The sequence below is a fragment of the Haloferax sp. AS1 genome (assembly GCF_014530665.1).
GTDB lineage: Archaea > Halobacteriota > Halobacteria > Halobacteriales > Haloferacaceae > Haloferax > Haloferax volcanii.
The window spans coordinates 2,739,106-2,752,944 of sequence record NZ_SPSA01000001.1 but is presented as its reverse complement, the minus strand read 5'-3'; the positions used below and the strand labels follow the sequence as shown (position 1 = coordinate 2,752,944).

General features: G+C 68.3%; 14 protein-coding genes. 9 read left to right on the top strand and 5 right to left on the bottom strand.

The window, feature by feature from the left end:
* Positions 1 to 11: 11 nt before the first annotated feature.
* On the bottom strand, positions 12 to 1,364 hold the full coding sequence (locus E4P24_RS14515) for a hypothetical protein (protein ID WP_115891510.1): 1,353 nt from the start codon (positions 1,362 to 1,364) through the stop codon (positions 12 to 14).
* 108 nt (positions 1,365 to 1,472) lie between these two features.
* Here E4P24_RS14515 and rqcH point away from each other — a divergent pair, with 108 nt between their 5' ends.
* The 5 genes from rqcH (at position 1,473) to E4P24_RS19330 (ending at position 6,766) form a co-directional block, all read left to right on the top strand.
* Positions 1,473 to 3,581, top strand: coding sequence for a ribosome rescue protein RqcH (gene rqcH / locus E4P24_RS14510; RefSeq protein ID WP_004061232.1), 2,109 nt, complete (start codon positions 1,473 to 1,475; stop codon positions 3,579 to 3,581).
* A 180-nt stretch (positions 3,582 to 3,761) separates the two neighbouring features.
* On the top strand, positions 3,762 to 4,469 hold the full coding sequence (locus tag E4P24_RS14505; protein WP_006601571.1) for a DUF4013 domain-containing protein: 708 nt from the start codon (positions 3,762 to 3,764) through the stop codon (positions 4,467 to 4,469).
* 67 nt (positions 4,470 to 4,536) lie between these two features.
* Complete coding sequence (locus tag E4P24_RS14500; RefSeq protein ID WP_008605286.1) at positions 4,537 to 5,232, top strand: DUF4013 domain-containing protein; 696 nt, start codon at positions 4,537 to 4,539, stop codon at positions 5,230 to 5,232.
* 71 nt (positions 5,233 to 5,303) lie between these two features.
* Positions 5,304 to 6,374: an mRNA surveillance protein pelota gene (locus E4P24_RS14495; RefSeq protein ID WP_115891509.1), complete on the top strand. Its 1,071-nt coding sequence runs from the start codon at positions 5,304 to 5,306 to the stop codon at positions 6,372 to 6,374.
* A 50-nt stretch (positions 6,375 to 6,424) separates the two neighbouring features.
* A complete protein-coding gene (locus E4P24_RS19330) occupies positions 6,425 to 6,766 on the top strand; it encodes a hypothetical protein (protein ID WP_233506107.1) in 342 nt (113 codons plus the stop codon).
* Here E4P24_RS19330 and E4P24_RS14485 read toward each other — a convergent pair.
* On the bottom strand, positions 6,688 to 7,686 hold the full coding sequence (locus E4P24_RS14485; protein WP_004061236.1) for an ornithine cyclodeaminase family protein: 999 nt from the start codon (positions 7,684 to 7,686) through the stop codon (positions 6,688 to 6,690). The genes E4P24_RS19330 and E4P24_RS14485 overlap by 79 nt on opposite strands.
* Before the next feature lie 72 nt (positions 7,687 to 7,758).
* Positions 7,759 to 8,007, bottom strand: coding sequence for a hypothetical protein (locus E4P24_RS14480; protein WP_188148627.1), 249 nt, complete (start codon positions 8,005 to 8,007; stop codon positions 7,759 to 7,761).
* 227 nt (positions 8,008 to 8,234) lie between these two features.
* Between E4P24_RS14480 and E4P24_RS14475 the strand changes: the two genes are divergently transcribed.
* Positions 8,235 to 9,602, top strand: coding sequence for an MFS transporter (locus E4P24_RS14475; protein WP_188148626.1), 1,368 nt, complete (start codon positions 8,235 to 8,237; stop codon positions 9,600 to 9,602).
* A gap of 116 nt (positions 9,603 to 9,718) precedes the next feature.
* On the opposite strand, the gene E4P24_RS14470 is transcribed toward E4P24_RS14475, so the two are convergent.
* Together E4P24_RS14470 and E4P24_RS14465 are read right to left on the bottom strand one after the other, a co-directional pair.
* Complete coding sequence (locus E4P24_RS14470) at positions 9,719 to 10,135, bottom strand: DUF3054 domain-containing protein (RefSeq protein WP_004061238.1); 417 nt, start codon at positions 10,133 to 10,135, stop codon at positions 9,719 to 9,721.
* Positions 10,136 to 10,156: 21 nt separating this feature from the next.
* Positions 10,157 to 10,738, bottom strand: a complete 582-nt coding sequence (locus E4P24_RS14465) for a class I SAM-dependent methyltransferase (RefSeq protein ID WP_006601566.1) — start codon at positions 10,736 to 10,738, stop codon at positions 10,157 to 10,159.
* A gap of 58 nt (positions 10,739 to 10,796) precedes the next feature.
* Between E4P24_RS14465 and E4P24_RS14460 the strand changes: the two genes are divergently transcribed.
* The 3 genes from E4P24_RS14460 (at position 10,797) to E4P24_RS14450 (ending at position 13,838) form a co-directional block, all read left to right on the top strand.
* On the top strand, positions 10,797 to 11,417 hold the full coding sequence (locus E4P24_RS14460) for a GNAT family N-acetyltransferase (protein WP_188148625.1): 621 nt from the start codon (positions 10,797 to 10,799) through the stop codon (positions 11,415 to 11,417).
* Between the two features lie 27 nt (positions 11,418 to 11,444).
* The gene (gene fen / locus E4P24_RS14455) at positions 11,445 to 12,425 is read left to right on the top strand and encodes a flap endonuclease-1 (protein WP_188148624.1); all 981 of its coding nucleotides are present in this window, start codon (positions 11,445 to 11,447) and stop codon (positions 12,423 to 12,425) included.
* Positions 12,426 to 12,491: 66 nt separating this feature from the next.
* Positions 12,492 to 13,838 carry a transcriptional initiation protein Tat gene (locus tag E4P24_RS14450; RefSeq protein WP_115891508.1) on the top strand — a complete coding sequence of 449 codons (1,347 nt, stop codon included), beginning with the start codon at positions 12,492 to 12,494 and terminating at the stop codon, positions 13,836 to 13,838.
* Position 13,839: the final 1 nt, after the last annotated feature.

Sequence of the window (13,839 nt, the reverse complement as noted above, 5' to 3'; positions counted from 1 at the left end):
ACCACCGCCTGTCACGTCGCCGCGTCGGTGGTCCCACCGGACGGCCGACGGTCGCCGGTCCGTCCGCCGAGCGCCCAGCCGAGTCGGTAGACGAGCGATCCGGTTGCGAGCGTCACCAGCACCCAGACGACGAGCAGCACGCCGACGAACAGGACGCCGTAGCCGCCGACGGGGACCATCGGAAGCGCGAACGCCGTGGGTGCGGCGACGATGGCGAGCGACAGCAAACGCGTGCTCCCGCCGCGCCGGGCCGCGTAGCCGAGGGGCAGAAACAACACGATGGCGGTTGCCAACGCGAACGCGCTGAACGAGACCCACGGGTTCGCCCCCGGCATCGAAATCGCGGTGGCGACCGCGAGCGCGACCTGCGGGCCGACGGCGGCGGCGACGAGGCGGCGGAACCCGAGCGCCTCGGGGCGGGCCGCCGAGACGACGCCGAGCGCGACCAGTTGGAGGGCGAGGAGCCACGCCACCGCGGCGGCGCTCCCGGAGAAGGCTTGGACGACGAGGAGACAGAGCCCCCACATGACACCGAGTGCCGCGACGGGGGGTCCGAAGCGCCGCGCGCCGCGCTCGTCGTCGAACCGGCGGTCGAACTGCCGGACGAGGAGCACGCCGACGATGAGCACGAGCGTCGGGACGACCGCGACCCACGCGAGGTTCGTGAGGACGCCGGGGCCGGAGTCGGCGGCGAGGCTGGCGTAGGCCGCGGCCGTGGTGGCAAGCCCCGCGTCGGGGCCGAACGTGAGGTACGTCTGGCTCCCGATGCTCGACGCGCCCTCGTCGGCGGCGCTCCAGACGGCGGCCGTCCCGTTGGTCCGCGTCTCGGCGGGCGCGGTGAGGAGCGACGACCCCTCGGGACCGGTCACAGTGAACCGGTCGGCGTCGACGTAGACGGTGCCCCTGACCCCGTCGTCGTGGAAGTAGTCCACGACCAGCACGTCGCCGTAGCCGCGGGACGCCATCTCGGGCACCTCGAAGGTCACGACCGCGGTGTCGCCGTCCATCCGGGTTTCGAGGCGTCTGCGGTCGTCGGTGAACACGCGGTAGTCGTCGAACGTCCCGCGGACGACGCGGTCGAGTTGTTCGGGGTTCTCGCGGAACGTCGCGGCCGAGTCGTCGTCGAGTTCGACGCGGGCGGTCCACGTGCCGACGCCGTCGTCGCCGACGCGGACTCGGAGCGTGCTCGATTCGACCGTGAGCGGGACGCCGGCGGCGTCGCCCGCTTCTTCGAACGCCTCGCCGCAGACGCCGCAGACGGCCTCTGGCGGGGGTCGCGCTTCGGCCGGGGCGTTTCCGACGGGGAGTCCGGCCAGCGCGACGAGGAGGGCGAGGGTGACGAGCGCGAGGGTGCGAGAGCGCATTCACCGACAATATTCAGGGTTATTGATAAGTATCTTCTCCCCGAGTCGGGGAGGCGTCGCATTCGCGGAAACGACACCCCTTTTCGTTCGCCGCCAAAAAGCGAGTCCATGGATCCGAAGCGGGAACTCACGAGCGTCGACCTCGCGGCCCTCGTCACCGAGTTGAACCGGTACGAGGGCGCGAAGGTCGACAAGGCGTACCTCTACGGCGACGACCTGCTTCGCCTCAAGATGCGGGACTTCGACCGCGGACGGCTCGAACTCCTCCTCGAAGTGGGCGAGATAAAGCGCGCGCACCTCGCCGCACAGGAGCACGTACCGGACGCCCCCGGTCGGCCGCCGAACTTCGCGATGATGCTCAGAAACCGGCTCAGCGGGGCCGACTTCGCGGGTGTCGAGCAGTACGAGTTCGACCGCATCCTCACCTTCACGTTCGAGCGGGGCGACGAGAACACGAAAATCGTCGTCGAGCTGTTCGGACAGGGCAACATCGCGGTGCTCGACGAGACGGGCGAAGTCGTCCGCAGTCTGGAGACGGTGCGACTCAAGTCGCGGACGGTCGCGCCGGGGTCGCAGTACGAGTACCCCGCTTCGCGGCTCGACCCCCTCACCGTCAGCCGCGACGCCCTCGGCCGGAACATGGAGCAGTCCGACACCGACGTGGTGCGGACGCTCGCCACCCAGTTGAACCTCGGCGGCCTCTACGCCGAGGAGCTGTGTACCCGCGCCGGCGTGGAGAAGACCCTCGACATCGCCGACGCCACCGACGACGACTACGACGACATCTACGACGCCATCGTCGACCTCCGCGAGCAGGTGCGCGCCGGGGAGTTCGACCCGCGGCTCTACCTCGACGACGACGGCGAAGTCGTGGACGTGACGCCCTTCCCGCTGCGCGAACACCAGAACGCCGGGCTCGACGAGGAGGCCTACGACACGTTCAACGACGCGCTCGACGAGTACTTCTTCCGGCTCGATTTGACCGCCGACGAGCAGGAGGCGACCTCCGACCGCCCGGACTTCGAGGAGCAAATCGCCAAACAGCAGCGCATCATCGACCAGCAGGAGGGCGCAATCGAGGGCTTCGAACAGCAGGCCCAAGACGAGCGCGAGCGCGCCGAACTGCTGTACGCCAACTACGACCTCGTCGACGACGTGCTGTCGACCGTCCGCGGCGCGCGCGAGGAGGGCGTCCCGTGGGACGACATCGCCGCGACGCTGGAAGAGGGTGCCGAACAGGGCATCCCCGAGGCCGAGGCCGTCACGAACGTCGACGGCGCGAACGGCACGGTCACCGTCGACCTCGACGACGCGACCGTCACCCTCGACGTGTCGATGGGCGTCGAGAAGAACGCAGACCGCCTCTACACCGAGGCAAAACGCATCGAGGAGAAAAAGGAGGGCGCGCTGGCGGCCATCGAGGACACCCGCGAGGAGTTAGCGGCCGTAAAGAAGCGCCGCGACGAGTGGGAGGCCGACGACGGCGACGACGACGAAGACGACGAGGACGAAGAACCCGAGGAGACCGACTGGCTCGCGCTCGACTCGGTGCCCGTCAAGTCCACGGAACACTGGTTCGAGCGGTTCCGTTGGTTCCACACCTCCACGGGCTACCTCGTCGTCGGCGGCCGCAACGCCGACCAAAACGAGGAGTTAGTGAAGAAGTACATGAGCAAGCACGACCGCTTCTTCCACACGCAGGCCCACGGGGGGCCGGTCACGCTCCTGAAGGCGACGGGACCGAGCGAGCCCGCCCAAGCGGTCGACTTCTCCGAGGAGACGCTCCGCGAGGCCGCGCAGTTCGCCGTCTCGTACTCCTCCATCTGGAAGGAGGGCCGCTTCGCCGACGACGCCTACATGGTCGAGCCGTCGCAGGTGTCGAAGACGCCCGAATCCGGCGAGTACATCGAAAAGGGGAGCTTCGTCGTCCGCGGCGACCGCGAGTACTTCGAGGACGTGCCCGCGAAGGTCGCGGTCGGCATCCAGTGCGAAGACGAGACGCGCGTCATCGGCGGCCCGCCGTCGGCAATCGAGACGCGCGCGGAGACGACGCTGACGCTCACCCCGGGGCAGTACGCCCAGAACGACGCCGCGAAACTGTGTTATCGTCGGCTCCGCGAGCGCTTCGCAGACAAGTCGTTCGTCAGAAAAATCGCGTCACCCGACCAGATTCAGGAGTTCCTCCCGCCGGGCGGGAGCGATATCGTCGACGAGTGAACGTCGCCGCCGCCTTCGGGTAATCGGGCGTTAGACGGCTTAATAGTCAATTATTCGGACACCTCGGGTACAAGATTATATACTTTCTCGTCGTAATGTTGCATCGAGCGCGCGTGTCAACCCGCGGTTCTCACGCGGCCGAACGGCCGGTGAGTGGGTGGTGGCGCTCGGTGAAACATCATGATTTCAGAATCACTCAATTACCTTCGAAACGGTGAGGACTGGGTAAAGACGGTCCTCATCGGCGGCGTCCTCGGCCTGTTGAGCGTCCTCATCGTCCCGACGTTCCTCGTCATCGGCTATCTCCTTCGGGTCGTTCGCGCGACCATGAAGGGCGACGAGGAGCCCCCGGTGTTCGACGACTGGGGTGAGATGGCGATAGACGGCGTGAAAGGCTTCGCAATCGCGTTCGTCTACGCGCTCGTCCCGGCCATCATCGCGGGCGTGTTCGGCTTCGCCGGCATCGTCGGCGCGGCGGCCGGCGGCTCCGACGCCGCGGGCGCGGTCGGCGGCATCGTGGCGCTCGTGGGCCTCCTGCTCGCGTTCGTCCTCGGCCTGCTCGCCGCGTACCTCATCCCGGCGGCGCTGTCGAACTACGCCGAGACCGACCGCATGGGCGCGGCGTTCGACATCGGCACGCTCCGTCCCATCCTGACCTCGGGCAAGTACGCCACCGCGTGGCTCATGTCCTTCGCGGTGCTGTTCGCGTCGTCTATCGTGGTCGGCGTCCTGAACGTCATCCCGCTTCTCGGCTTCGTCGTCGGGGCGTTCGTGACGTTCTACGCGGCCGTCGCCGCCTACTACATCATCGGCAAGACGTGGGGCGAACTCCACGAGGTCGAGATGATGGACGAAGGCCAGACGCCGGGCGAGCAGCCCGCCGTCTGAACTATCAGCGAGAATTCGAATTTTCGACGGAATATCTAAGCCGATAGCGCCGCGACACCCCAACGGTATGCTCTCCGACGCGCTGTGGTTTCTCAAACGAAGCGACGACTGGGTTGCGACGACCATTATCGGCGGGGTTCTCTGGCTGCTCTCTGTGTTGATATTCCCAGGGATTATCCTCCAAGGCTACTTCGTCAGGGCGATGCGGGCGGCCGCGAACGGCGAGCGGGCCGCGCCCTCGTTCACGGACTGGGGCGAACTGTTCGTCGACGGCCTGAAGCTGTTCGTGGTGACGTTCGTCTGGGCGTTAGTGGCCATCGTCCCGGCGATACTCCTCTCGGTCATCATCGGCATCGGCACGTTCACCGTCTCCGAGGCGGCGACGGGGAGTGCGGCGGCGTCCTCCGCTGGCGGCGTCGGGCTCGGTATCGCCTCGCTCGTCCTCGGCCTCCTCGTGTTCGTGCTCGGACTCCTCGCGGCCTACATCGGGCCGGCCGCCGGAGCGAACTTCGCCATCGAAGGCAACCTCGGGGCCGGCTTCGACGTGCGCACTATCCTCTCCGGCGCGTTCACCGGCGAGTACGCCGTCGCGTGGTTGCTCGCGCTCGTCGTCACGGTCGTGCTCGGCTTCATCGGTGGTCTCCTCTCGGCCATCGTCGTCGGCTTCTTCGTCCTGTTCTACGTGCAGGTGATGACGTACTACCTGTGGGCGCGCGGCTTCGCCGACGCCACCGGTAAGGGCCGGCAGTCGACCGGATGGTAGGGTAGCTCGGTTGCGATTGCGGGGGCCCGCGATAGCAGGACTCTTTTCCGTTCCCCGACGACCGGACGTGTATGCGCATTTCGAGCCGCGGTCGCGGCGAGGAGGGGCGCGAGCGAATCACGCTCGTCCCCGAGAACGTCGACGACCTCTGGCACCTCTCGTACGTCCTCGAACCGGGTGACCTCGTCTCCGGCGACACCACCCGGCGCATCCAGCGCGACGACGAGCAGATGCGGGACACCGGCGGCGAGCGCGAGCACCTCAACGTCACCATCGAGATCGACGACGTGGAGTTCGCCCGCTTCGCCAACCGCCTGCGCGTCGGCGGCGTCATCGTCTCCTGTTCCCGCGAGGACCAACTCGGCCACCACCACACCCTCAACGTCGAGGAGCGCGCCGAGATAACCATCGAGAAACAGTTCAAGGCCGACCAGATAGACCGCATCGAGACGGCCGAACAGGCCGCGGAAAACCCCGACGTGGCCATCGCCACCGTCGAGGAGGGCGCGGCCTACATCCACACCGTCGCCCAGTACGGCACCGAGGAGTACGCCTCGCTCACGAAGCCGACCGGGAAAGGCGAGTACGCCCGCCCGCGGTCCGAACTGTTCGACGAACTCGGGTCCGCGCTGTCGCACCTCGAGGTGGACGCCATCATCCTCGCCGGGCCGGGATTCACGAAAAACGACGCGATGGACTACTTCGAGAACAACTTCCCCGCGGTCGCGGAGACCATCGTCACGACCGTCGACACCGCCGGCGTCGGCGACCGCGGCGTCCACGAGGTGCTCAAGCGCGGCGCGGTCGACGACGTGCAGAAACAGACCCGCATCGCCGAGGAGGCCAACCTCATCGACGAACTGATGGAGAACATCTCGACGGGCGCGAAGGCGGCCTACGGCGTCGAACAGGTCGCGGAGGCCGCGGAGTTCGGCGCGGTCGAACACCTGCTGCTTCTGGACTCGCGGCTCCGCGCGGAGCGACAGGGCGACGGCGACTGGGACGTGGACGTCAACGACATCATCGACTCGGTCGAACAGAAGGGCGGCGAGGTCACCGTGTTCTCCGCGGAGTTCCAGCCCGGCGAGCAGTTGAAGAACCTCGGGGGCATCGCGGCGGTCCTCCGGTACCGATTGCAGTAGCCGCACGCCGGAGAAACCGTTTAGCCGTCCGAAACCCACGTCTAGTCGTGATTCGGAGCGGGCTCTCGGAGGCGACGAAGCGGGTCGACAGCTGGCTCGACCGGGTGTTTTTCGCCGCGTGGGAGGTGTCGGTACTGGCGATTCCGACCCTCTGGTTTCTGCTTTTCGCGACGCCCAGAGCCGCGGTGTCGCTGTCCGGCCTCACCGCCCTCGCGGCGAGCGCCGTCGGCGTCGGCGCGCTGGCGTCCGCCTCGGTCGTCCTCGCCGGGACCGAGCGGGTCGCACGCCTGAGATGTGACCGGCCCGCGGACGCTTACTGCCCGGTGAGCGACTCGCTCGCCGGCGAGAAGTCGATGGTCGTCCCGAGTCCCTCGTCGCGCGCCTTCTCGTAGAGCATGTGGGCCGCGGCGACCGTCTCGATGCCCGTGCCGCCGCTGTCGAAGACGGTTATCTCTTCTCTGTCCTCGCGCCCGGCGGCGACGCCCGCGACGACCTCACCGAGTTCGGCGTGAATGTGGTCTTCGTCGACGACGCCGGCCTCGACGGCGGCGAGGAACGACCCGGCGTCCATCGTCGCGCGCTCGCGGAGGTCGGGGACGTACGTCGCGCGCTCGATGGTCGTCTCGTCGAGTTCGCGCTTTTCGGGGTGGTACTGGCCCATCGCGGTGACGTGCGTGCCGGGTTCGAGCAGGTCGCCGTCGAACACCGGGTCCGTGGCGGTCGTGGCCGTGACGACGATGTCCGCGCCCTCGACGGCCGCGGCGCTGGAGGCGACGGCCGCGACGCTGGCGTCGAGCGTGCGGTCCATCTCGCCCGCGAACGACTCGCGGCTCTCCTTGGTGGGCGAGTAGACCCAGACGCTGTCGAGGTCGCGGACGGCCGCGGCGGCCCGAAGCTGACCGCGGGCCTGCGCGCCGCTCCCGATGAGCGCGAGCGTCGAGGCGTCGTCGCGGGCGAGCGAGTCGACGGCGACGCCGCCGGCCGCGCCGGTCTTGAAGGGGTTCATGCTCGCGCCGTCGAGGAGCGCCAGCGGCTCGCCGCTCTCGGCGTCGAAAAGCGGCGTCATGAACCACGCGTCCTCCGCGCCGAAGCCGGCGGAGTACATGTAACCGCCCATCGCGCCCGTCTCGGGCAACACGGCCGCGTAGGAGGTGAGCATGCCCGGCGGCTCGCGGTTGAACAGCTTGGTCCGCGGCTCGGCCGGCGCGCCCTCGCCGCGCTGTCGGTAGCCCTCGCGGACGGCCTCGACGTACTCGGCCGGCGTCGCCAGTCCGCTAATCTCGTCGCTCGTGAGGAACAACGTCGCTGTCATGGTCGGAAAAACGAGACCTGCGGTCAAAACCCTGCGGGCCGGCGAACCGGCCGGGCGGGCGTGCGATGGGGGTTAGTCGGCGTCGAGGACCGACGGAGAAGGCGCGTCAGCGGCGTTGGGACCGGCGTGTTCGTTGAGGCGGGACGGAGACGGCGACGAGGGCCCGTTCACGAAGAGCGCGTGGCCGGTGAGGAGCGCGGCCACGCCCGCAGCCATCGGCACTGCCGTGGTCAACTGCAACCCGGCGATGGTAAGCGTGCCGGTGATGCCGAGGAGTGCGAGCGGGATGAGCCCAAGAATGTAGTCGTAATATCCGGTCATAATATATACCATACTACGGACGTAAGTGGTATAATTCTTTCCCATAGATGACTGATATTCTCCTTGTGGCTTCTCGATAACGTTCTTATAACTTATGAATAGATAATCGCATGACTGCGTCGGATTGGTTCCTTCGGAGAATATCACAAATCCGATACTGTGGGTTGTGCTTCCCGGTCGAACAGCCGGCTCGGTGCGCGCGTCGCCTGCCGGAACTCCACACGGTTATGGGAGTCGGTACCGTGGCCGGAGACGTGAACCGTAACGACCGCTCCATCGTCGCGTTGGTGATGCTCGCCCACGGGATGGTCCACACGTACGAACTGTCCATCCCCATCTTCGTGGCCATCTGGCTCGGGGAGTTCGCGAGCATCGACCTCGGTCTCGCGACGGTGCCAGTCACGACCGCCTCGCTGGGCGTGATGACGGGCCTCGGCTTCGCGCTGTTCGGGCTCGGGGCGCTCCCCGGCGGCATCCTCGTCGACCGCGTCGGCTCCAAGCGCCTCATCGTCGCCTGCCTCCTCGGGATGGCCGGGTCGTTCGTCCTGCTCGCGCTGTCACCGAACCTCGTCGTCGTCGCGCTCGCGCTCCTCGTCTGGGGCGCGGCGGCCAGCGTCTACCACCCCGCCGGACTCCGCCTCATCAGCACCGGCGTCGAGGAACGCGGGACCGGCTTCGCCTACCACGGCATCGCCGGCAACATCGGCATCGGCTTCGGTCCGTTCCTCACCGCGCTCCTCTTGCTGTTTTTCGACTGGCATCTCGTCGCCGGCGTGCTCGCGCTCCCGGCGCTCGCGGCCGCCGCGCTCGCCACCCGCGCCAACTTCGAAGAACAGGCCGCGGTCGCCGCGGCCGACGGCGGTGAGGGGGGTGACGCCGGCGATAGCGACACCGGCGGCGACGGCAAAGCCGGCGCGGGCGTCGAGTCGTCCGCGGAACTGGTCTCGCAGTCGAAGCACCTTTTCGCCGGCGGCTTCGCGCTCGTCTTCGCGCTCGTGATGTTCTCGGGGCTCTACTACCGCGGCGTCACGACGTTCCTGCCGGACCTCCTCGGCTCGGTCATCGGCATCGAGCCGATTCCGGTGTCGGCGCTCCTGCCCGCCGGCCTCGTCTCCGGGTCGGCCGGCCGCGCGCCGACGCTCGACGTGGAACTGTTCGTCTACGCCGGCCTCCTGACGGTCGGCGTCTTCGGGCAGTACGTCGGCGGCAAGCTCACCGACCGCATCAGGACCGAGCGCGGCATCGTCGCCGGCTTCGGCGCGCTCGCCGTCATCGCCATCGCCTTCCTCCCCGTGGCGAGTCTCGGCGTCGGCCCGCTTCTCGCCATCTGTGCACTGCTCGGCTTCTTCCTGTTTATGGTCCAGCCGTTCTACCAAGCGACCGTCGCGGAGTACACGCCCGCCGGGCTTCGAGGGCTCTCCTACGGCTTTACCTACCTCGGCGTGTTCGGCGTCGGCGCGCTCGGCGGCGCTATCGCCGGTTACATCCTCACGGTCGCTGATTCGACGGCGTTGTTCGCGGTCCTCGCGGGGTTCGCGGCGGCCGCGACGCTCCTGGGCGTGACGCTGTTGCGACGGCGGCCGACGCCCGCCTGACACCGGGTCGAGTGGGAGGCCCTCCGGTTCGGGGGGACGGCCGGCAGAAAATACGGTTTCGGTCGGTTCTCCGGTGCGGTTCGAGGGGTCCGAACTCGGCGCTCGGCGTTCGACGCTCAGACGAGCTTGAAGTACAGCGTCCGCCAGACGCCGAGGGCGACGGAGCCGAGCACCAGCATGACCGCGACGAACGTGAGTTCGACGCCGCCTTCGAAAAGCGGCGTCCAGCGAATCGCCATGCCGACGACGGTCGCCGCGAGCCACGAGCGGACGCCGAGCGGGACGGCCGATTTCGCTGATTCCGCCGCGCCGGGCGAGTACGCGCCCAACAGCGGAGCGGTGACGAGCCATCCGATGAGGAACGGGACCGCGGTGAGCACCCAGCCGACCGGGTCGGCCGAGAGGTACGACACTCCGTTGTGCTGAATCACGCCGACGGTGACGAGGAGGAAGATGGCGAGCACGTCGCCCACGGCGATGGGTAACGCCCCGGCATCGAGTCGCTCCTCTAAGAACGACGTCGAGGTTGCCATAGGCGTGGATTCGTCGCCCCCCTAATGGCTCTCCCGCTTTTTTCCGACCACCGTGTACTCGAAGCCGCGTTCGACCACGGCGGCCTCGAACCCGACGCGTTCGAGAAAGCGCACGAGTTCGTCGGGCGCGGCGAACGCCGACCCGAAGCCGACGACCCGCTCGGCGGCGACCAGCCCCCGGCCGAGGAGCGTCTCGGGGTCGAACTCGTTGACGGCGAACACCCCGCCGGGCGCGAGCACTCGGAAGACCTCCTCGGCGACGCCCCGTTGGTTCGGCATGTGGTGGAAGGCGTCCACGACGGTCACGGCGTCGAGGGCGTCGTCAGCGAAGGGGAGTCCCCGTGCGTCGCCGCGGACGCAGTCGAGGCCCCGCCCGCGCGCCCGGCGGAGCATCCCGACCGAGCGGTCGAGGACGATTCGCTCGGGAACGTCGAGCGCGAGGGTCGCCCGCCCGGAGCCGCCGCCGATGTCGACGACGCGCTCGACATCCCGGTCGGCGCGGTCGAGCGCCGTTTCGAGCGCGCCGGGGTCGGCTGGCGGCATCACGAGGTCGTAGACGGGTGCGAAGCGGTCGAAGAACCGAACGTCGCCAGCGCCGTGCATGGCAGACGCCACGGCCCCGCCGGGGAAGGTTCTTGCGCGCGGCGGCCCCAGTTCGGCCATGGAGTTTGACCTGCTCGGCTGGCCCGAAGACGGGCCGCGACTCCGCCTCGACTACCGGCGGTTCGCCTACGCGGGGAAGTTCGTCACCGCGGCGACGGGCAAGACGGTGCTCCGCGACCCCGACGAGTCCCTGCCGCCCCTCGACGACGACCGACCCGCGCCGACCGGTGGCCCCAACTCCCTGCCGCCGTTGGCCGAGGACGTGGTCGCCGCGGTCGCGTTCAACGAGGACCGGACCGACCCGACGACGCTCTGGTTCCGGTACGTCACGGTTCGGCGGGACCGCCGGGGCGACGGACTCGGCCCCGACCTCCTCCGCCGGACCTGCGACGCCGCCGCCGACCGCGGCTACGAGACGGTCCGCATCGCCGCGAACAACCCCTTCGCCTACGAGGCGTGCCACAAGGCCGGGTTCGGCTTCACGGGCCGCGAAACGGGCGTCGCCGAGTTGGTGCTGGAGCGCCCCGCCGGCGCGCCCGCGGCGGTCTCCCGCGAGGCGTACCAGTCCGGTCTCGACCGCTATCGCGCCCGCGACCTCGACGACCCGGAGCGGGCGTTTCTCGCGGCGCGCGAAGGAGTTGAACCCCCCGAAATCGACGCCGGTCACTCGGACGATTGAAACCCTCGGCCCCCGAAAGCCGAGCAAATGGGAAACGCAGACCTGCGGACGCTCGCCGCGCTCTCCGAGGTGTCGTTCGACGAGGTGTCCGGGAGCGTCGTCGCCGTCGACGCCCACAACTGGCTGTACCGCTATCTCACGACGACGGTCAAGTGGACGAGTTCGGAGACGTACACGACGAGCGAGGGCGAGGAGGTCGCCAACCTCGTCGGCATCGTCCAGGGACTCCCCAAGTTCTTCGAACACGACCTGACGCCCGTCTTCGTCTTCGACGGCGGCGTCACCGAGATGAAAGACGACGAGGTGGCCAAGCGCCGCGAGCAGCGCGAGAAGGCCGAAGAACGCCTCGAAGCGGCGCGTGAGGCGGGCGACGCGGCCGAGGCCGCCCGGATGGAAGCCCGGACCCAGCGGCTCACCGAGACGATTCAGGACACCAGCCGCGAACTCCTCTCGCTTTTCGACGTGCCGGTGGTCGAAGCGCCCGCCGAGGGCGAGGCGCAGGCGTCCTACATGGCCCGCACGGGCGATGCCGACTACGTGGGCAGCGAGGACTACGACACCCTCTTGTTCGGCGCACCCTACACGCTCCGACAGCTCACGAGCAAGGGCGACCCCGAGCTGATGGACCTCGACGCGACGCTCGACAAACACGACATCACCCACGAGCAACTCGTCGACATCGCCATGCTCTGCGGGACCGACTTCAACGAGGGTATCACGGGAATCGGCCCGAAAACGGCCGTGAAGCTCGTCACGGAACACGGCGACCTCTGGTCGGTCCTCGAAGCCCGCGGCGACACCATCCCCAACGCCGACCGGGTGCGCGAGTTCTTCTTGGACCCGCCGGTCACCGACGACTACGACTACGACACCGACATCGACCCCGACGTGGCCGCCGCCCGCGAGTTCGTCACCGAGACGTGGGAGGTCGACCCCGAGGAGGTCCGCCGCGGCTTCGAGCGCATCGAGGAATCGGTCACGCAGACCGGTCTCGACCGCTGGACGTAGGCCGCGTTCGACCCGAGCAGACAGCCAGCCGACACGTTTACACGGGGCGGTTCGGAACTCCGGCGTGTGTCCCCCGACGACGCCCCTCCCGCGGACGACTCTCCCTCCGATGAACGCTCCTCGCTCTCGCGTCGCCAACTGCTCGGCCTCGTCGGCGGCGCGGGCGCGGTCGGCGGTATCGGCTGGTTCAGGCCGACGTGGCTTCCGGACCCGATTACCGACTGGCTGACGACGGTGTATCCAGACCCGTCGAGTAACTACGTCTGGCGGCCGCCGGTGAGCGACGAACACGCCGACGCGGCGGTGGCGAACCTCGAATCTGTGGTCGAACGTGCCGAGGAGTTGCGCTCGCAGGTCGACCTCGACTCGGTAGACGAGGATATGCGGTTTCACCTCCGCGGGTCGCCCGCCGGCGGCCACCTCGAATCCGCGAAAGAGGAACGGAACGCTCGCCACCGACTCAGGTCTGCGACCACCGGACTTCAGTACGCCGGTGAGACGGTCGGCTACGCGACCATCGCGCTCGGAGACGACGACCCCGAGTTCCTCGTCGAGCGCGGCCGCGAACTGGAACAGGAGATTGACGACCTCGCCGCGTCAGTCTCCGAGTACCGCGTTTCCGACCCCGGCCGCGACCTCGCGTTTCTCTACTCAATCGAGCGACTCCTCTCAGTCACGCGATTGACCGTCGGCTGGGGCGACTCGGACGGCGGCGAGTCGATGAACTACTCGGCACACGACTTCGCCGGCGAGTGGGGCTCGCAGTTGCAGGCACAACAGCGCCTCCGGACCGCCCGCTACCACCGCGAGCAGTACCGATCGAACCTCGGTGCCGACACGATTCCATACCGGGACCGACTCGCTGACGCCATCGACGCGTTCTGGACTCGAATCGACGAGTACCCGCGCCGAAGCGAGGTGCGGACCACGATCGAAGAAGAGCGCGACCTTGACCAATCGACGCCCTACGGGGCCGCCCGGTGGGAGTTGTTCACGCTCTGTTTCGACAACGACGCCAGATACGTCGGAGAGTACGAGCGCGGACTGACCGCGAAGCAGTTCGTCGACACCGCCCGTGCCCTCCTCGCGCGGCGTGCCCACGACTTCGCGCTCGACGCCCTCGACGTGGACCCCGGCGACACCGACTACGACTCCGGTCGGTCGTTCCGGGCGAAACGCCGTGCGATGCGCAACTTTCGGGCGACGCGCGACGAATACGACTCACCCATCGCGGGCATCGTCGCCAGCGAGGCGGCGAGTCGAATCCGCGCCGGCGACGTGAGTCTCGAAATGGGCGACGGTCCCGCGTGGAAAGAGCGCGTCGAATCGGCGGTGTACTACCTCGTCGGTGCCGGGATGATGCGCGAACTCGGGAACGTGGTCGAACCCGTCGTCAACCGCGACGCGACCTGAC